The organism is Paractinoplanes durhamensis (assembly GCF_016862175.1).
GTDB classification, from domain to species: domain Bacteria; phylum Actinomycetota; class Actinomycetes; order Mycobacteriales; family Micromonosporaceae; genus Actinoplanes; species Actinoplanes durhamensis.
Window position 1 is genome coordinate 32,730 of sequence record NZ_BOML01000062.1, and the last position, 19,350, is coordinate 52,079.

Here is a 19,350-nt window from a genome sequence, read left to right on the forward strand (position 1 = left end):
CAGGTCAACGAACGGTGCCGAGCTGCTTGACGTTGCGTAGCAGCGGCTCCGACTCGATCCGCTCCACACCGTCCAGCGAGCCCAGCTTCTCGGTCAGGTATCGGTAGAACGCCGGCATGTCCCGGCAGTTGGCGAGGGCCAGCACGTTCGTCGGCCCGGTGGTGGCCGCCGCGAAGACGACCTCCTCGTGCTCGCGGAGCGCCGCACCGACCGCCGCCAGCCGGGACGGGCTCACCGTCAACCAGAGCAGGACGGGGGCACGGAACCCGTACAGCTCGGACTTGGTCTCCACGTCGGTGTAGAGCGACCCGGACTCGAACAGCTCCTGCACCCGGCGGCGGGTGGTCGACTCCGGCCAGCCGGTGGTGGCCGCCAGCTCCGCGTAGCTGAGCCGCCCGTCCCAGGCGAGCGCCGCCAGCAGCGGCGCGTCCGCGGTGGTGAGGCGCGCCGCCGACCGGTTGTCGCCCTTTTCGATGGTCAGCGCGGCGATCTGCTCGGCGGTCAGCGCGTCGTCGTGCAGGTCCGGGCCGACCGCTCCGCCGACGAACTGGTGGACCACGCAGTGCGCGCTGACCGAGATCACCCGCGGGGTCCGGGGCAGCTTCTGCAGCAGCAGGGTCTCCCGGTCGGCCGAGGCCGGCACCCGTACGTTGCAGGCGATCTCGGTGCCGCCCGAGGTGATCGACACCCAGCCGGTGTCCGCACGGCGGGCCAGTGCGCCGGCGATCTGCACCGCCGCGTCGGGGGCGGCGCGCACGCGGAGCAGCCAGGTCTCATACCCCAGCTCGATGGGGTTGGGGAGGCCGACCACCCGCACGCCCGCCTCGGCGCGCAACCGGTGATAACGCCGGGCGACCGTCTGGTCGGAGACGCCGAGCACCGTGCCGATCTCTCTATACCCGGCCCGGCCGTTGATCCGCAGCGCGTGCGTCACCTGCCGGTCCAGGTCATCGATTTCCACCGCATCAGCCTAGCGAATGTCGAGATCCGCAGGAATGACGAATCTAGCTGGGGATATTGATGCGGAGACCCGGATCCTGCAATGCATGCGTAAATGGTCACCACTCATCGCGGTCTGCCTCGGCACCTTCCTACTACTGGTGGACGTCCTCATCGTCGTCGTCGCCCTGCCGGCGATCTCCGACGACTTCACGGCGGACTACACCGACCTCCAGTGGGTCATCGACGGGTACGCCCTGTCGCTGGCCGCCCTCGTGCTCGGCGCCGGCTCGCTCGCCGACCGGTTCGGCCGCCGCCGCACCTACCTGATCGGGATCGGCATCTTCGCGATCTCCTCGCTGCTCTGCGCGGTCGCCCCGAACGAACAGGCCCTGATCGCCGCCCGGATCCTCCAGGGTTTCGGCGGCGCGGCCATGTTCGCGTGCACCGCCGCCCTGCTCAACTTCACCTACCAGGGCCGCGACCGGGGCGTCGCGTTCGGCGTCTGGGGCGCGGTCAACGGCGTCGCCGCCGCGGCCGGCCCGCTCGCCGGTGGCCTGCTCACCGAGCACCTCGGCTGGCGCTGGGTGTTCCTGGTCAACCTTCCGATCTGCCTGGTCGCGATCTGGTTCACGGTGCGCGGGGTGAGCGAGTCCCGGGCGCCGCGGGGTGGCCGCTTCGACCTGCCCGGCACGATCAGCTTCACGGTGGCAGCGGCGGCCGTGACGTACGGCCTGATCCGCGCCGGTGACGCCGGCTGGACCGACGGCGTAGCCCTGGCCGCGTTCGCCGCCGGCCTGGTCGCCCTGGTCCTGTTCCTTCGCACCGAAGCCCGCTCGGACCACCCGATGCTCGACCTGACCCTGTTCCGCCGGGCGCCGTTCGCCGTGCTGATCGTCGCCGCGTTCCTCACCCAGGCCGCCGCGTTCGGCTACCTGCCGTTCAGCATGGTCTGGTTGCAGCAGGTGCTCGGCAACGGCCCGGTCGACGCCGGCCTGTACGGCGCCCTCCCGATGGCCGCCGCCGCCCTGGTCGTCGGCGCGTCCGCCGGCCGACTCCTGCAGCGGATCGCCCCGCGCTGGACCGTCGGCCTCGGCCTGCTCCTGATCGCCGCCGGCAACCTGCTGCAGGCCAGGATCGGCCCGGACAGCAGCGGCGCGGTGCTGATCCCCGGACTGATCGTGGTCGGTCTCGGCGTCGGCTGCGTGCTGCCCACGAACGCTTCGGCGGTGCTGGCCGAGGTGCCGCGCGAGCGCAGCGGGATGGCCGGCGGGGCGCTCAACACGTTCCGTCAGCTCGGGCTCGCGTTCGGCGTCGCCATCTTCGGGACCGTCTTCACCGATCGGATCGCGGCCGGGCACGGCTCGCCGGCCGGGTTCGCCGACGGCCTGAACGCGACCCTCCTGGTCGCCTCCGGAACCGCCCTGACCGCCGGGATCCTGGTGCTCGTCCTGGTCCGCAGGCCCGCCGCCGCAGACCTACCCGCGGGCACCTCGGCGGGGTTGGGGAATGTCGTACCCGTCGATTAGAATGTGTGTACTAAAAGGGGCCGTGACCTGCGAGGAGATCAACGTGACCGCGCCTGTTTTGTCCACTGTGCCAGTTTCCACCCCGACGATCCCGCCGTACGCGACGATGCTCGGCTTCACTCGCTACGTGACCCGCACCGGGCCCGCCAAGGCGACCTTCGTGGGCGGGCTGCGCAAGGCCCGGGAGCGGCGGTCCGGCTTCAACCCGCACGGCCAGTTGGTCAAGGCGCTCAAGGCCGACATCGCCTTCCGCACCGGCGGCAGCTATCTCTCCGGCGTCACCGATCTGGTGAAAGACCGATGGAAGCCGCTCTATGAGGCGGTCAGCACCGGCGCGCTGGCCTACCTGGCCTCGCTCGGCGACCCGGAGCAGGTCGGGCTCGCGCAGACGCGGGACGCTCTCACCCTGGTCGGGCCGCTGGCCGTGAAGATCAACCCGCACTTCGGCCTCCGCTACGAGGACGGGACACGGCAAGCGGTGCGGCTGCACTTCGACGAGGCGCCGCCGACGCCCGAGGCGGTCACCGCCGCGCTGCATCTGATGGCCCGGCACATGGACCAGATCCTGCCCAACGCCGAGCCGGTCCTGGTCGACCTGCGCCGCGGCGTCACCCACCGCATCGACCCGGGCGTCAAGCCGGCCGACATCGAGACTTGGCTGGCCGGCGAGGCTGCCGCCTTCACCGCCATGTGGTCGACAACCGTCGCCTGACCGGCCAGTCGTGGCCGCCGCCGCCCGGGCGGCGGCGGCCACCCACCCCCTCCGCTCGGCGCGCGGTCAGGCGGCGGCCTGGTCGGCGTTGTTGGCGCGGCGGCCCGCTGCGCCGCGGGTGGCACGGGTGAGCGGCACCGCGCGGCCGGCCTCGGCGAGGCCGAAGGGCGGCATGTTGCCGTAGAGGACTTCGAACGTGCCGTTCTGGACGACGTAGGTCTCGTGCCAGACGCCGACGTCGCCGCTGCTGCCGACCAATTTGTTCCAGCGCTTCCAGGCCGGGTGGTGCGGCAGGCGGGCGTCCTTCGCGAAGTCCTCGAGGTGTTCGACGCTGCGCCAATATTGGACCATCAGCGTGCCGCGCGGGCCGGCCCAAGACGTGAAGTGCAGCAGGCCGAGCTCCTTACGGCGGATCAGCTCGCGCATCATCGGGCCCATCGTGGCCGCGATCGGCAGCCACTTGTGGAGCTTCCACCACTTGTTGATGCGCATGCCGATCAGGAAGACCACGAAGTCTCCGTCGACCTCCGCGGTCATCCAGCCGGGAACAACCTTCGCCATCATCGCCTCCGTAAAGATCAGATAGCTGAGTTTTAGATATCAGCACTATCCGCTTCCGATAGTTAGACTATCCACTCGGAAGGGGATGATCGCAAGGTGCGCGTGGGAGAACTGAGCAGGCGGAGCGGGGTGCCGATCCCGACGATCAAGTACTACCTGCGGGAGGGACTGCTGCCGCCGGGCGCCGCCACGGCCGCCAACCAGGCCGATTACGGTGACGAGCACCTGCGGCGACTGCTGCTCGTGCGGGCGCTGATCGACGTCGGCGGCGTGTCGGTCGCGGGCGCGCGCGATGTGGTCGCGGCGCTCGGCGCGCACGCCGGCGATCCGCTCGAGCTGCTCGGGACGGCCCAGTCGGCGATCGCGCCGCGGCACCGGCCCGACCGGGAGACGCCCGACTGGCAGGCCGCCCGCAAGCGGGTGCTGGCCCTGATCGTCGAGCGCGGCTGGCTCGTCCACCCCGACTCCCCCGAGATCGACCTGGTGGCCGACACCCTCACGACCGGCGGCTCGCTCGGCGTCGAGGAGCTGCTCGCCAACCTCGACAGCTATGCCGACTCGGCCGCCTCGATCGCGGCCGTCGAGGTCGGCACCGTTCTGGCCCGCCCCGACCCGGCTTCCCAAATGGAGCTGGTGGTGCTCGGCACGGTGTTCGGCGAGGCCCTGTTCAGCGCTCTGCGCCTGCTCGCCCACCAGCACGAGAGCGCTCGCCAACTCGGTGTCATCGAGCCGCCGCAAGAGAATCCGAGAATCCCTCAGTAGCGAAATGGTTGCGGACGATGGGCTCGGTGTAAGCGAGGGGCGAGGCGCGTCGGGGGGCGTTCCGTTATGCAGGTCATGAAGAAGATCACCGCAATCATGGCAACCAGTGGCGCGATCGCCGGCGGGCTCGCCGGGGCGGCGCCGGCCACGGCCGCGAGCAGCAGCAACCCGGTCGCGTACGTCCGCAACGGCGACATCTATGTCAGCAGGAGCGGCGGGGAGAGCCGGCTGACCACCGGCGGCGGCCGCTCCCGCCCGCAGTGGTCGCCCGACGGCCGCCAGATCGCGTACCTCAAGGGTGGTCAGCTCTGGGCCATGACGGCCGACGGCGGCACCGCGCGCCGGCTCACCACCCGCGCCGCCGCCGGGCCGTCCTGGTCGCCGGACGGTAAGTGGATCGCCTTCGCCTCGCTGTCCTGCGCCGGCGGGCCGGGGGTCTACCGGATCTCCACGGTAACCGCCAAGGCAACGCCCGAGGTGCTGTTCCCGCGCGACTGCCGCGGCGAGGAACTGCCGGCCGAGCCGGCGATCGCGGTCGGCGGCAAGACCGCGACCCTGACCGAGCGGCTGCGCATCGATGACGCGGTGGCCTGGTCGCCGGACGGTGCCAAGATCGCGTTCCGGGGCGGGGACTGCGAGTCGGTCTACGACGCCTGCCTGAGCGTGGGCACGGTGGCGACCGGCGGCGAGCAGGCGGTGGCCGCGTACGGCGGGGGCAGCCTGCAGAACCGGGGCTTCGCGGTGGTGCCGGGCTGGCGATCGGACGGGCAGCGGCTCTCCTGGACCGCCTACCAGGAGGGTGAGACGGCCGCCCAGAACGAGCCGGTGCACCTGGTCGAGTACGACCCGGCGACCCGGGTCAAGCGCACCGTCGGCGGGGTCGGGGACCGCGAGATGGCGTACACCGACAGCACGCACGGCCTGGTCACCGGCCAGTACCGGGGGCACTCGTGGGTGATGATGGTCGGCCTGGCCGACGGGTCCCGGACGCCGTTCCGGGAAGGTTCGCAGCCGAGTGTCCGCGCCATCCGCTAAGCGGTGGCGGGGAAGGTGCCGAACAGAAGTTCAGACCGGTGGCAACCAGGTTGCCATCCCGCATACGCACGTGGGGATCAGCATATGACCGTCTCCGGCCTGGGAACGACACGCACCCATTACCCGCCCCTCTCGGCTCCGCCCCGGCGGGCGCAGGTGGAGAAGAACCGGAACCACGACTTCGAGGCCCTGACCCCGTCCGACCGGGAGCTCATCTTCCAGGTCACCGGGCAGCGGGTGGGCCCGGACTTCGATCCGGAGAAGGACAAGCCGACGAGCTTCGCGACCGCCCTCGCGGCCGAGCGGGCCACCGGCCACCTGGCGCCCGGGCAGCCGGTCACCGCGGTCTACCTCAAGGATCTGCACCACCGCTACCAGCGGGCGAGCGCCCCCAGCCCACTCGGGTCGTACCTGGACAAGGCGCTGACCTACCTGGCGGCGAGCGGCCCGCGGCGCATCGACGTCTCGGCCTAGGGGTCAGCCCTGCGTGACCGGCAGGGCAGACCCTGGCCCTATCGTTGTCGGCGCTATGACGAACAGCGCCGGCCAACGCCCGATCCGCACCTTCCACCCCCGCCGGGGGCGGATGAGTTCGCGGCACCATGACGCGCACGCCGAGTTGTGGCCGCGCTTCGGGCTGACCGTCGAGGACGGTGACCGCACTCCGCTCGACCTGGGCCGGCTGTTCGGAAACGACGACCTGGTGGTGCTGGAGATCGGGTTCGGGATGGGTGACACCACGGCCGCGATGGCGGCCGCCGACCCGGGCCGCGGCTATCTGGGCGTCGAGGTGCACACCCCGGGCATCGGGAACCTGCTCGCGCTGGTCGGCGAGCAGGGTCTGACCAATGTCCGGGTCGCGCACGGCGACGCGATGGAGCTGGTGCACCGGATCGCGCCGGGCGCGCTCGACGCCGTACACGTATTTTTTCCGGATCCTTGGCCGAAGGCCCGTCATCACAAGCGCCGGCTGATCCGCCCGGACAACGTCGCCCTGCTGCGCGAACGGTTGCGCCCGGGCGGTGTGCTGCACTGCGCCACCGACTGGCCGCACTACGCCGAGGCGATGGCCGAGGTTCTGGCGGCCGACCCCGGGCTGGAGCGAGCGGGCGACGATCGGGCGGGCCGACCGGAGACGAAATTCGAGCGCCGTGGCACAACCGCCGGTCGGCCCATCGCGGATCTGCGATTCCAGCGCCGCCCGTGAATCACCACCTTTAGGCTGAAAGCCGGAGGTAGGGCATGGTGGTGGAAGACGCCGGACGGGCATGGCCTACCAATCGGGCGGCGGCCGGATGGCGGCCAGGCCTACTCGAGGAAGGCCTGCTGCCCATCTCGGCCGAGCTGCATCGTGGCGTGCTGACCAGCGGTGCCGCCGATCAGCTGGCGGCGCTGGTGGCCAGGGCCGCGCACGCGCCGGTCGGCCTGATCCACTTCCTGCAGGGCGGGCGGCTGCGGCTCTACGGCGGCTGGGGTGTGGCCGGCTCATGGGACGAGATCGCCGACACGCCGATCGACAACTCCCTGACCGGGCTGGTGCTGCACAACGACGACCCGGTGGTGATCAGCGATCTCGCCGCCGACGAGCGGGGGGCCGGTCTGGGTGCCGCGCGGCACGGCGCGTATCTCGGTCATTCGGTACGCGACCAGCAGGGTGCCGTGCTCGGCGTCTGCTGCGCCTCCGACCCCGAACCGCGGAAGTGGACCCTCGACGAGGTCGCCGCGGTCGCCGAGGCCGCCCAGGTGTGCACCCTGCTGATCACCGAGCAGCTGGCCCGCTACGAGATCGACCAGCAGCGCCGCTTCCTGGACGCGGTGCTCGGCAGCCTGCACGACGGTGTCACCGCCTGCGACGCCGACGGCAGCATCGTGTTCGTCAACGAGCGGATGCGGCAGATGTGGGAGGACGCCGGGCTGCCCGGTGACGCGCTGCCCGCCGACGGTTTCACCGACGCCGACGGCCGGCCGCTGAGCCAGAACGACCTGGGCCTGTTCCGGGCGCTGCGCGGTGATCACCTACGCGACGACGAGGTGATCCTGCACGGCCCGGACGGCCGCACCCGGCACTACCTGGTCGACGCGCACCCGATCACCGGGCCGGGCGGGCACACCGTCGGCGCGGTGCAGGCCGTGCAGGACGTGACCCGCCGCCGCCGGGTGGAGCGGTTCCGGACCTGCGAGCTGGCCGTCACCACCGCGCTGGCCGAGGCGCCGAGCATCGAGGCGGCCGGCCCGCGGGTGCTGGAGGCGGTGGTCGGCACCCTCGAATGGGCGCACGCCGAGCTGTGGCTGGTCGACCAGGCCGCGGGGGTGGTGCGCTCGGCCGCGCACTGGAGCGCCCCCGGTCGGGACACCGAGATCGCCGTCCCGGTCGACCTGCCGTTCGGGCAGGGGCTGGCCGGCCGGGCCTGGCAGGTGGGCAAGCCGCTGTGGATCCGCGACGTGGGCCAGCCGCAGAGTCTGATCTCCAAGGAGGTCGCCGCGTCGTCCCGGCTGCACGCGGCGCTGGCCGTGCCGGTCCGGGAGGGGTTCGAGACGCTCGGCGTGCTCACCGTCTTCGCCGACACCGTCGAGGACTCCGAGGACGAGTTGCTGGCGCTGATGGCCGGGATCGCCGCGCACATCGGCCAGTTCGTCGAGCGGCGCCTGGTCGAGGACCTGCAGCTGCAGCTGAACCGCTCGAAGAACGAATACCTGGCGCTGATCGGGCACGAGCTGCGTACCCCGCTCACCTCGATCAGTGCCTACACCGAACTGCTGCGCGAGGCCGACGACGCGAGCCTGGTCGCCGACGGGCCGCGGCTGCTCGAGGTGATCGACCGCAACACCAACCAGCTGCGGCACATCATCACCGAGCTGATGGAGCTGTCCGCGCTGGACGCCGGGCACGCCGACGTGCAGCTGGCGCCGATGGACCTGGCCGAGGTGGTCCGCGACTCGGTGGCCAAGGCGCGCGCCGCGGTCCAGGACGCGCCGCTGGTCATCGACGACGAGCTGCCGGCGAACCTGGTGCTGCCGGGCGACCGCAAACGGCTGCGCCAGGTCGTCGACAACCTGCTCGGCAACGCGGTCAAGTACAGCCCGGACGGCGGCCACATCGGGGTGACCCTGCGGGCGGCCGGCCGCGCCGCCGAGCTGGCGGTCTCCGACACCGGGCTGGGGGTGACCGCCGACGAGCGGGAGAAACTGTTCACCGGCCTCTACCGCACCAGCCGGGGACGGGACAAGACGATCCCGGGCACCGGCCTCGGCATGACGCTGAGCCGCGCGGTCGTCTCCCGGCACCACGGCAGCATCGAGCTGGTCGACCACGAGGGACCGGGCACCACCGTCCTGGTGCGGCTGCCGATGGATGCCCGCTGAGGTTTTTGTTGTATCGACGCCTTCCGAAACATCTACCGGGGTGCGAGCAACCTTTTGCACCCCTTCGGCCACTGCTTCCCCGAGCAGTCCACCGACTCGGAAGGCACCCCCCATGCGATTCCGCCTGCGCACCACCATGCTGGCCGGTGTCACCGCCCTAGTGGCGGCGACGGCCAGCATCTACGGCCTGTCCTCGGCCGACGCCGCGACCTACCCCAATCCGGGGCTGGTCACCGGCTCGACCGGGGCGCACGACCCCACGATCGTGAAGCGACCCACCGGTGGTTACCTCCTCGCCACCACCGGCGCCGGCATCACGCTGAAGACCTCGTCCGACCGGACCGCGTTCGCCGACGCCGGTAAGGCGTTCCCCAACGGCACCTCGTGGGCCGACCCGTACACCAACGGCGACGCCAACCTGTGGGCGCCGGACATCTCCTATCAGGGCGGCAAGTACCTGATGTACTACGCCGCCTCCAGCTTCGGCTCCAGCAAGTCGGCGATCTTCCTGGCCGGCAGCACCACCGGCGCGGCCGGCTCGTGGACCAACTACGGCAAGGTCATCGAGTCCACCACCAGCAGCGGCTGGAACGCGATCGACCCGAACCTCACCGTCACTCCCTCCGGTGAATGGTGGCTGTCGTTCGGCTCCTTCTGGAGCGGCATCAAGATGGTCAAGATCAACCCGAGCAGCGGCAAGCGGGCGGACAGCGCGATGTACAACATCGCCGAGCGGTTCGTGAACTCGAAGTCGGTCGAGGCGCCGTTCATCTACTACCACGGCGGCTACTACTACCTGTTCATGTCGTTCGACTTCTGCTGCCAGGGCGCGTCCAGCACCTACCGGACCATGGTGGCCCGCTCGAAGACGGTGACCGGGCCGTACGTGGACCGGGCCGGCGTCGCGACGACCGCGGGCGGCGGCACCCAGATCCTCGCCGCGCACGACGCCGTCTACGGCCCCGGGCACCCGGCGGTCATCGCCGACGGGACCCAGGACGTGCTGGTCTACCACTACTACACCAGCTCCGGCGCCGCCAAGCTCGGCATCAACCTGCTCGGCTGGGACTCGTCCGCCTGGCCCTACGTCTACTGAGGAGGAACGTCATGCTCCGGAAAATCCTGCTTGCCCTCCTCCTGGTCGTGACCGGTTCGGTGGCGATCGTCCTGCGCCCCGACACCAGCCAGGCGGCCGTCGCCTTCAGCAATCCCCTCGCGGCCGCGCCCTACGGCGCCGACCCGTGGATGGGCTACTACAACGGCTACTACTACGTGGCCGCCACCACCTGGAACTCGCAGATCGTGATCAAGAAGGCGACGTCGGTGGCCGCGCTCCCCGGCGCCGGTGAGTCGGTCGTCTTCACCGGCAGCGGCACCGCCAACTGCTGCAACATGTGGGCGCCGTCGCTGCACCGGCTCAGCGGTCCGAACGGGACACGCTGGTATCTCTACTACACGGCCGGCACCACCGCCTGCTGCGACGGCCAGCGATCGTACGTCCTGGAAAGCTCCGGCAACGATCCGATGGGCCCCTACACCTACAAGGGGCAGCTGAACGTGCAGTCCGGCAACGGCTGGGCGATCGACGGCAGCGTGGCCACCATCAACGGCGCGAACTACTACTTCTACTCGTCGTGGGTGGGCAACCTGCAGAGCCTGTTCGTGGCGCCGCTGTCGAACCCGTGGACGGTCAGCGCCTACGGCACCCGGATCTCCTACCCGACGTACTCGTGGGAGATGGTCGGCGGCAACACCGAGGAGGCACCCTACGTCGTACAACATAACGGGGTCACGTATTTGACCTTCTCGGCCAGCTCGTGCAACACCCCCGACTACAAGCTCGGCATGCTCACCCTCACCGGCAGCAATCCGCTGGCCGCGAGCTCGTGGACCAAGAAGAGCACCGCGATCTTCCAGCGCAGCGACGCGAACGCCGTCTACGGACCCGGTGGCCAGGGCTTCTTCAACTCGCCGGACGGCACCGAGACGTGGCTGGTCTACCACGCCAACGAGAGCACCACCCAGGGCTGCGGCGGGACACGGACCACCCGGATCAAGAAGGTCACCTGGAATTCCGACGGAAGCCCCAATTTGGGTACGCCGGACAAGCTGTCGACGTCGCTCACGGCTCCGGCCGGCGACCCGGGCGGCACCGTCTCGTTCCCGGTGGCCGGCACGAAGTATCGGGTGATCGGCAAGGGCAGCGGCAAGGTCCTCGACGCGCAGAACTGCGGCACCGCCAACGGCACCGCGATCCAGCAGTGGACGTCGCTGGGCAACGCCTGTCAGCAGTGGACGTTCACGAAGACGACCAGCAACTACTACCGGATCACCAACGCCAACAGCGGCACCGTCCTCGACTCGGTGAACTGCGGCGCCACCAACGGCACCGCGGTCGACCTGTGGGCGAGTCTCTCGAACGTCTGCCAGGAGTGGAGCCTGACCCCGATCAACGGCGGTTACCTGATCGCCAACCGGGGCAACGGCCTGGTCCTCGACGTGACCGACTGCGGCAGCGCGGACGGCGTCGCCGTCCGCCAGTGGTCCGCCCTGGGCAACACCTGTCAGGAGTGGACCATCACCGCGTAAGCAGGAATTTCCGCCCCCGGTCGTCCCGCCGGGGGCGGAAGTTTCCTTACCATGATCGCGTGATCGTGATCTTCGACCTGGAGTACACCACCTGGCCCGGCGCGCAGGATCGCGGTTGGTCCGGGCCGGACGAGTTCCGCGAGGTCGTGCAGATCGGGGCGATCCGGGTCGACCCCGCGACGCTGGTGGTGGACGGGGAGTTCGAGGCCTTGATCCGGCCGGTTCACAACCCGCGGCTCTCCGACTTCTTCCAGGAGCTCACCGGGATCACCGGGCAGGCGGTGGCCGAGCGCGGGGTCGGCTTCGCCGATGCGCTGGACGACTTCGCGAAGTTCTGCGACGACGCCTACGCCGTCTCCTACGGCAACGACATGGTCATCCTCGGCGAGAACCTGATCCTGCAGGTCCCGCCCGGCCACCCACCGGGCCGGCCCCTGCCGCCGTTCCTGAACATCCGGCCGTACCTGAACCGAATGCTGCCGGAGACCACGTCGCTGGCGTCCGGCGCGCTGGCCGCCGCCCTCGGCCGCCCCGGACCGGCCGAGTCGACCCACGACGCGCTGGCCGACTGCCACTCGATCCTGGAAGCCCTGCGCCACCTGCGCGACCAGGGCCGGCCGATCTTCGACCTCGGCTGACGGCTTCGCCTGGAACGGAGGTGGGGCCCCGCGTTGCGGGGCCCCACCACTCACTCGGCCCAGAAGACCGTGCATTCCTGTTCGGCGGCGGCCTCGGCGAAGAAGGCCACCAACTCCTTGTAGCTCTCGGCGAGGGTGTCCAGGAGCGCTCGCTCCATTTCCTCGTCGACCTGGTAGGCGACCGGCTCCGGCGGCCAGGCCAGCTCCTTGATCGCCACCCACTCCTCCGATTCGAGCTGTGCGCGCAGGTGCACGGCCAGCTCGTCGAACGGGGTCCGGGCCAGGTGCGCCGCCGCGGCGGCGACCTGGTCCGCAGAGAGCGCGCGGGAGTCGCCCTCGCGCCCGAACGCGTGGCTCGCGTCCGGGAACGGGGTGCCGCCCGCGATCGGGTTGACCGGGAAGCCGGCCCGGTCCATCAGCGCCGACAGTCGCTGCCATGCCCGATCGAGATCGAGCATGCCGGCGAGCGCGACGATCCGGTCGTAGGCGTCGGCCGGTCTGGCTCGAATCTCCTCGAGCCGGGCCGCCGGCACCCGGCGGAACTCACCGAGCCAGCTCATCGCCTTCTCCTTCTCTCGTTCCGAACCCCGGCCTACGCGGTGAAGGCGTTCGGGTTCTGCGCGCGCTCGACGTTGAAACAGGACACCGGGTCGAACGTGAAGTCGCACATGAACTGGTCCAGCTCCAGCGGGTTGTCCGAGGAGAGGGCCTTGCCGAACTTGAACGCCATGTAGAGGTCGCCGACGACGCTGAGCGCACCCAGCGCCGCGCCACCACCACGGGCAACCTTGCCACCACCGCCCTTGCCGCCCTCGACCTCACCGGTCGTCGTCCGGGGCTTCACCGAGGTCAGGCCCACCCCCTTGAGCGCCTTCTGGTGGGTCTCGCTGTACAACTCGCCGGAGTCCCAGCCGGTGTTCGGGTTGACGACCCGGATGTTCGGATTGTTCTTGGCCCGCGCGTGCAGGTCCACCGCTTGCGCGTCGGTCTCGGCGACGAGGACGACGTTCTGCGTCTGAATCTTCGGTTTGCGGCCGTCGACCACCTCGGTGGCCATCTTGTTCTCCGCCGTCCGGATGTGTGCATCGTTCCGGTCCTGGGCACCACCGGTGATGTCGTACGAGTCGACGCTCACCATCTTGCCGTTGAGCCAGGACACCTTGATCGCGTCGGCGGTGGTGCCGCGCACGGTCGACTTGCCGCCGCCGAGATCGACGACACCCTTCCCCACGATCGGGTTGTTCTCGTCCTGCAGGAAGAACTGCGAACCGTTGCCGGTGCTGGCGTCGTACAGCTCGCCGGCCGTCTTCAGGTGCTTGTTCAGGTAGCTGACCGTGCCCTGTTCCTTGCTGACGTTGGAGCTGGTGTATTCCTTGTGCGGGGTGCCGTTCTGGTCGACGTAGACGTGCGGGCTCGGCTGGGTCAGCGGCGTGTAGGAGCTCGCCGGCGGCGAACCCCGCTCGTCCATCGGCAGCATCTCGCCGCTGGGGTCGGAACCGGTGATCGGGTTGTCGCCGGCGTACGCGTACCCGCCCAGCTGGGTCGGGTCGGTGAACTCCAGCACCGGGTCGGGGCTGATGAACCGGCCGAGCGCCGGGTCGTACTTACGGGCCCCCATGTCGGTGTAGCCGGTGGCGAGGCTCTTCGGCGCGGCCAGGTAGCCGCGGGTCTGATCCGGCCAGCCGGTCACGTTGGCGCTGGCCCGCGTCTCGCCGTACGGCTTGTACTGCTGGCGGGACAGCTCCTGGGTGGTGGTGTCCATGGCCAGCGTGGCCGTGCCGTGCGAGTCGTTGAACAGGTGGAACGCGCCGCCACCGGGCAGCGAGGAACGCATCGCCACCGGCGCGCCGGTGCCGCCGTGGGCGTACGTGCGGACCGCACCGAGGACCACCGGGGTGGCGGCCGCGGTGTTGACCACGATCTGGGTGTCCCCGGCGAACAGCGTGGTGCGCCCGGGCTCGCGGCGGATCAGCTGGTTGCCCTGGGCGTCGTACAGGTACTTGGTGACGCCGGCTCCGGTGCCGGTGGTGGTCACCTCGGCCAGGTGGCCCTCGTCGTCCCACTTCAGGGCCTGCCCGTTACCGGCCGCACCGGTCCGGGTGAGCAGGTTGCCGCCGACGTCGTAGACGAGGCTCGCCGCTTCCGTCCCGCCGGTGGTGGCGGTCAGGGTGTGCGGCTGGGTGCCGGTGCGGTTGCAGGCGGTCGTGCACCCGTTCTGGTAGCCGGTGGTGACGTCGGTGCCGCCGCCGGTCGAGTGCTCGACCGACTGCGTGCGGTTGCCGATGACGTCGTAGTCGAAGCTCTGCCAGTAGGAACCGGCGCCGGTGGCCAGGGTGCCCGCGGCCGGCTCGGCGGTGGCCGCGGCCGGGCAGGCCGCCGCGGCGGTCCAGGCGTCGGCGAGCCGGTTGAGCCCGTCGTAGCGGTAGCACTGGGTGTCCTTGAGCGCGTTGCCCGACTCCGACTGGGTGTCGGACACCGACAGCACGTTGCCCGCGTCGTCGTACTGGTAGTTCATCTCGTCGACCAGCGGCCCGAGCCCCTGGGAGCGGTAGACCGACCGGCCGGCGAGCCGGAGGGTGAACTCGTCGTAGGAGTAGAGCACCTGCGCCTCGGTCGAGGACGCCCCCATGGTGAAGCGGGACGGCTGCCCGAAGTCGGTGTAGAGGCTGCTGCCGATGTAGGTGTCGATGCCCGAGGTCCGGGTGGCGGCACCGAGCGAGTTGTAGCTGTAGCTGATCGTCTCGCCGGGCAGGCCACCGACCGCCGGGTCCTGCTGCTGCTGGAGCAACTCGAGGTTCGAGCTGTACGCCATGTCGGTGGTGTAGCTGGCCGGCAACGGCTGCTCGACGCTGGGCAGGGTGATGGTCTGCCCGAGCGGCTTGCCCATCGTGGAGTAGCCGGTGACCGAGGTGGTGTAGGCGCCGGTCACGCCGGACACGTAGCGGCTGGACGACGTGAGCTTGCCGATCCGCATGGTGTCGTACGTCCAGGAGGCGTACTTGAAGTTGCTCTTGCTCTTGTCGACCGCGGTGAGTTTGCGGCCGAGCAGGTCGTAGTCGAAGGTCAGCTGGATGCCGCGGGCGTCCCGGGTGGTGACGGTGTTGCCGGCGTCGTCGTAGGCGGTGAGGCTGCTGCCGGTGTCCGGGTCGACCCGGGAGGTCTGCCGGCCGAGCAGGTCGTACCCGAAGGTCCACACCGATTTGTCCGGCGCGGTGACGGTGGCCTGCTGTCCGGCGGTGTTGTAGCCGTAGGTGATGGTCTGCGGGGTGCCACCGGTCGCGGTGAAGCCGGCGCTGACCGTGCCGGACATGGTCGGCGGGGTGGTGTACTGCGCCAGCGCGGTGGTCAGGCCGCGGCCGTCGACCGTGGTGGTCGTCGCGACCCCGCCGTCCGGCGGCACCACCGTGGTCTTGTCCCCGGTGTACGCCGTCCGGCTGTGCCAGATCGCCACCCCGTTGTGCTCGGTGGTGACCTGGGTGGCCTGCCCGCGCGCGTCGTGGTCGGTGATCGTGGTCGACGGGATGGAGACCTGGGACAGCCGGTCGGAGACCAGCGTGTTCCGGGGCGCACCCGCGGTGGAGTAGGCGTTGTTGGAGACGACCGACCAGCCGTGCGAGTCGTACTGGGTGTCGGTGACCGTGATGCTGCCGTTCTCGCCCTGCACCTGCTTCTCCAGCGGCCGCAGCATCGCGTCGCTGAGCACCTTGGTGAGCGCGTAGGTGCCGTCGTCGAGCAGCGAGGACGTGGTGACCACCGACGGCCCGGTGCGGGACAGCTGGTAGTCGTAGGTCATGCTCGCCTTGGCCCCGGCCACCTTGCTCTTGTTCGGCAGCCAGACCGCGACGAGCCGGCCGAGCCCGTCGTAGGTGAGCGAGTTACGCGCACCGTCCGCGGCGGTCTTCTCGATCGCGATCTGCCGGGCCGGGTCCATGGTCACGGTCTCGCGCTGGCAGTCCGCACTCGACACGGTCACCGCGGCGCAGCTCGCGCCCGGCGTGACCTGGGTGGTGGTGACGATGCTGGTGGGCAGCGCAGCACTGGCCGGGGTGATCTTCTTGAACGTCGTCTGGGCGAGGCTCACCCCGCTCGCCGACTTCGAACTCGGCGTCCGGGTGCTGGTGAGGATCCGGCCGTACGAGTCGAAGGTCTGCGCCAGCTCGTCGAGGAACGCGGTGGCGGTGGCCCCGGAGGACGCACTCGCCTTCTGGGTCAGGGTGGCGTTGCCGATCGCCGGCCTGGCCGGACTGGCCTGGCCGTCGCCGTTGTAGGCGAACGGGTTCCCGTCGTACGAGGTGCGGGTGTCGGACAGCAGCGTGCCGGACGGGGTCGCGCCGGCCGCCGTGCAGTCCTGGGCGGTGACGATCGTCTCGGCCGCCACCACCATCGTGCTGACCTTGCCGTCGAGGTACCGGGTGAAGGTGCACTTCGGCACGTTGCCGGTGGCGCCCACCTCACCGCGGTCGGCCACCTGCACCGGCATGCCGGTGGTGCTCTGGCCGAGCGTGGTGTTGTAGAACGTGGCGGTCTCGGTCTGCCGCCAGCCGTAGGAGACGGCCTGCCGGTTGATCGTCCTGGCGGTCCGGACCATCTGCGCGGTCAGCGCCGGCAGCCCGGTGCGGGCCCGGGACGCGGTCGGCCCGATGCTGGTCGGCACGGTGATGGTCGCCTGCTTGATGGTGCCGCCGACGCCGCTGTAGACGTCGGTCTCGAAGACCCGGCCGGCGTAGACGTCCTTGTCGGCCACCGTGACCGAGCCGTCCTGGCTGGTCAGCGCGGGCACGTCACGGGTCTTGCCGCCGGGCAGGGTGTCCCCCTCCATGCCCAGGAAGTAGTAGGTCTTGGACAGCGTCTTCTGGTCGTGGACCTCGTTGCCGTCGGTGTAGTGGAAGACCGAGGTGTCGCCGGTGGTGACGTCCACCTCCGGGTAGCCGCGGAACTGGCCCCAGGTGCGGTACTTCGCCTTGACGACCTCGTTGTCGTCGTAGTGCCAGCCCGGCTTGCCCTTGTAGGCGTACTCGGTGACCAGCGACGGCTGCGAGCCGTCCTGGTAGTTGTTGTACTTGTCGATCGTGGTCACCTTGGTGACCGGGTGCGTGTAGAACCAGTCGAGCAGCGGCGCGGGCTGCGCCTCCGGCGTCCAGAAGATCGGGAAGCAGCCGGTGGTGTTGGTGGACGGGTCGGCCGGCACGTCCGAGCAGTCCGGCGTGCTGTATTCCACCACCGACTCGGCGCCGGACTCGGACACCACGTTCTGGATCCGCTGGTAGTACATCTTCGGCAGGCCGGCCAGGGTGCCGACCCGGTTGGCCAGCTGGACCGGGTTGAACGTCACCGCGGCGGTCGGGCTGTCGGCGGCGGCACCGCCGAGCCGGTCGAGGCCGGTGTGCTGGATCGAGTCCAGCCACAGGGTCGGCGCGTGGTCACCGTTGTCCGGGAAGGTCTGGGTGAGGTCGTAGCGGTCGACCTGCTTGGTGGCGCCGGCCACCTGGACCTGGGTGACGATCGAGGTGAGCTTGCGGCGCGACCAGAAGCTGGGCGCGTGGTTGGTGCAGTCGCCGGTCGCGTCGCAGCTCAGGTCGGTCGGCACGTCCGGGTAGAACTCGGGGTGCGCCTCGCTGAACGTGCAGTCGCTGACGCAGCGCTCGGCGGTGTTGAAGACGATCTGCTCGGGCGCGGTGGCGGCGTAGACGGTCGACGCGGTCATGCCGTAGTCGATGCGCTTGAGGGTGCCGCCCCGGACGTACGAAACCGCCTTGTTCTTCATGTTGGGGCCGTAGTAGTTCGTCTCCGGCGCGTAGTAGTACGCCGTGGCGTTGTTGTGCAGGTCGACGACGTAGTCGAGGTTGAACCGGTAGCCCAGGGTGCAGGCGGTGTCGGCGAAGTCGCCGTCCGGGCAGTCGGCGACGCCCGCGTGCGCCTGGTAGACCGGCATCGTGTACGCCGACTTGGTCTCCTCGGCGCCGGTGGTCCAGCCGGGCAGGTGGTTGAGCCCGAAGAAGAACTGGACGCCGTTCTCGGTGACCTTGAAGTACTCGCCGTTCTTGGTGCCGTTTGTCGCACCGGTCAGCTTCTCGATCTTGGTGGTCGAGTCGTCGTTGGCCGGTCGCAGGGTCTTGGCGTCGTCGTCGTAGACGAGCGCGCTCGACGCGCCGTTCAGCGACATCGTGAAACGCTGGCCGCTGCCCCAGCACACGTCGGCGTCGTGCTCGGGGGCGCCGGAGTCCTTGACGTCCTTGCACGGCTCGAAGCTGCGCTCGATGAAGTTTTCCCCCGAGGACCAGCCGTCGCCCAGCCACGAGGACTGGTTGTTGGTGCCGAGGGTGCGGGCGTCCTGGCTGGCCGAGTTGTAGGAGAGCGTGATGCCCGGCGCCGCGCCGCTGATCGGCGGCGGGACCGCGATCGGGTAGCTGTAGCCGAACGCGCCGGTGTTGCCGGTGACCGACCACGAACCGCCGGGCGACAGGCTGGTCGCGGTGTAGTCGCCGGACGTGCCGCTCGCGTCGGCGGTGGCGGCCAGCACGGTGGCCGCCGCGGTCAGGCTGACCTTGGCCGACAGCGGCGTGGCGAGGGCGGTCGACACCGGGGTCTGGACCTGGCACTTGGCCAGTTCCGGGGTGTCCAGCGCGCAGGCGGGCAGCTGCACCAGCCGCAGCCGGGACGCGTAGCCGCCGCCGTACGCGTTGCGGAAGGTCGACGGGTCGACGTCGACGCCGACCGCGCCGGCACCGGCCGCGGCCCGCACGGTGAACATCACTCCGCGGACGCCGGCCTTCTGCGCGACCGCCTGGTCGACGGTGCTGACCTTGACCTGGTCGGGGGTGGCGCCGGCGGCCGCCCGGGACACCGAGACCGGCGAGGAGCCGGCCCGGGTGCGGGTCGCGGCGGTGGCCGCGAGGCTGACGGTGGTGTCCTGCGCGCCCGGCAGCTTCTCGTGGCCGGTAGCGCTGAACTTGGCGTAGGCCGGCCGGGCGGCGGCCTTCTTGGCGGCTTTCGCGGCGCCGAGCGCGACCCGCTTGGGCTGGGTCGGTTTGGGTACCGACGGTGCGGCGGCGGCCGGTTCGACCGCCACCATGGATATCAAGGACGGCGCTATCACCAGCGCCAATGCGGCGCCGGCGACGCGTCGCCAGTGTTTGGACAGCATGCAGCAGCCCTCCCCCGTGAACCGCGCCGACGGCGCGGAGGAGCGCCGCAGGCACGAAATGAAGCCGGTCGATCTTGA

General features: G+C 70.3%; 14 protein-coding genes. 10 read left to right on the forward strand and 4 right to left on the reverse strand.

Features of this window, described 5'->3' with window-relative positions:
• Positions 1-4: 4 nt before the first annotated feature.
• Entirely contained in the window at positions 5-961 is a 957-nt protein-coding gene (locus Adu01nite_RS38490; RefSeq protein WP_203734264.1) for an Lrp/AsnC family transcriptional regulator, read from the reverse strand.
• Positions 962-1,046: 85 nt separating this feature from the next.
• Here Adu01nite_RS38490 and Adu01nite_RS38495 point away from each other — a divergent pair, with 85 nt between their 5' ends.
• Both Adu01nite_RS38495 and Adu01nite_RS38500 read left to right on the forward strand, forming a co-directional pair.
• The gene (locus Adu01nite_RS38495; protein WP_203734265.1) at positions 1,047-2,468 is read left to right on the forward strand and encodes an MFS transporter; all 1,422 of its coding nucleotides are present in this window, start codon (positions 1,047-1,049) and stop codon (positions 2,466-2,468) included.
• 106 nt (positions 2,469-2,574) lie between these two features.
• Positions 2,575-3,180 (forward strand): hypothetical protein, encoded by a 606-nt coding sequence (locus Adu01nite_RS38500; protein WP_203734336.1) that lies wholly within the window; start codon positions 2,575-2,577, stop codon positions 3,178-3,180.
• Positions 3,181-3,246: 66 nt separating this feature from the next.
• Here Adu01nite_RS38500 and Adu01nite_RS38505 read toward each other — a convergent pair whose 3' ends face one another.
• Complete coding sequence (locus tag Adu01nite_RS38505; protein WP_203734266.1) at positions 3,247-3,741, reverse strand: DUF4188 domain-containing protein; 495 nt, start codon at positions 3,739-3,741, stop codon at positions 3,247-3,249.
• Between the two features lie 96 nt (positions 3,742-3,837).
• Between Adu01nite_RS38505 and Adu01nite_RS38510 the strand changes: the two genes are divergently transcribed.
• The 8 genes from Adu01nite_RS38510 to Adu01nite_RS38545 all read left to right on the forward strand — a co-directional run bounded on the left by Adu01nite_RS38510 (position 3,838) and on the right by Adu01nite_RS38545 (position 12,128).
• The gene (locus Adu01nite_RS38510) at positions 3,838-4,503 is read left to right on the forward strand and encodes a MerR family transcriptional regulator (RefSeq protein WP_203734267.1); all 666 of its coding nucleotides are present in this window, start codon (positions 3,838-3,840) and stop codon (positions 4,501-4,503) included.
• Positions 4,504-4,599: 96 nt separating this feature from the next.
• The gene (locus Adu01nite_RS38515; RefSeq protein WP_239133027.1) at positions 4,600-5,538 is read left to right on the forward strand and encodes a TolB family protein; all 939 of its coding nucleotides are present in this window, start codon (positions 4,600-4,602) and stop codon (positions 5,536-5,538) included.
• An 84-nt stretch (positions 5,539-5,622) separates the two neighbouring features.
• Positions 5,623-6,012 carry a hypothetical protein gene (locus tag Adu01nite_RS38520; RefSeq protein WP_203734269.1) on the forward strand — a complete coding sequence of 130 codons (390 nt, stop codon included), beginning with the start codon at positions 5,623-5,625 and terminating at the stop codon, positions 6,010-6,012.
• Between the two features lie 55 nt (positions 6,013-6,067).
• Entirely contained in the window at positions 6,068-6,745 is a 678-nt protein-coding gene (trmB, locus tag Adu01nite_RS38525) for a tRNA (guanosine(46)-N7)-methyltransferase TrmB (RefSeq protein WP_203734270.1), read from the forward strand.
• 35 nt (positions 6,746-6,780) lie between these two features.
• Positions 6,781-8,901, forward strand: a complete 2,121-nt coding sequence (locus Adu01nite_RS38530; RefSeq protein WP_203734271.1) for a sensor histidine kinase — start codon at positions 6,781-6,783, stop codon at positions 8,899-8,901.
• A gap of 112 nt (positions 8,902-9,013) precedes the next feature.
• Positions 9,014-9,997: an arabinan endo-1,5-alpha-L-arabinosidase gene (locus tag Adu01nite_RS38535; protein WP_203734272.1), complete on the forward strand. Its 984-nt coding sequence runs from the start codon at positions 9,014-9,016 to the stop codon at positions 9,995-9,997.
• 11 nt (positions 9,998-10,008) lie between these two features.
• Complete coding sequence (locus tag Adu01nite_RS38540) at positions 10,009-11,490, forward strand: family 43 glycosylhydrolase (RefSeq protein WP_239133028.1); 1,482 nt, start codon at positions 10,009-10,011, stop codon at positions 11,488-11,490.
• A gap of 59 nt (positions 11,491-11,549) precedes the next feature.
• Entirely contained in the window at positions 11,550-12,128 is a 579-nt protein-coding gene (locus Adu01nite_RS38545) for a 3'-5' exonuclease (protein ID WP_203734273.1), read from the forward strand.
• 50 nt (positions 12,129-12,178) lie between these two features.
• Here the strand turns inward: Adu01nite_RS38545 and Adu01nite_RS38550 are convergent, their stop codons facing one another.
• Positions 12,179-12,688 (reverse strand): DUF1877 family protein, encoded by a 510-nt coding sequence (locus Adu01nite_RS38550; RefSeq protein ID WP_203734274.1) that lies wholly within the window; start codon positions 12,686-12,688, stop codon positions 12,179-12,181.
• A gap of 32 nt (positions 12,689-12,720) precedes the next feature.
• Positions 12,721-19,272, reverse strand: a complete 6,552-nt coding sequence (locus Adu01nite_RS38555; RefSeq protein WP_203734275.1) for an RHS repeat domain-containing protein — start codon at positions 19,270-19,272, stop codon at positions 12,721-12,723.
• Between the last annotated feature and the right edge of the window lie 78 nt (positions 19,273-19,350).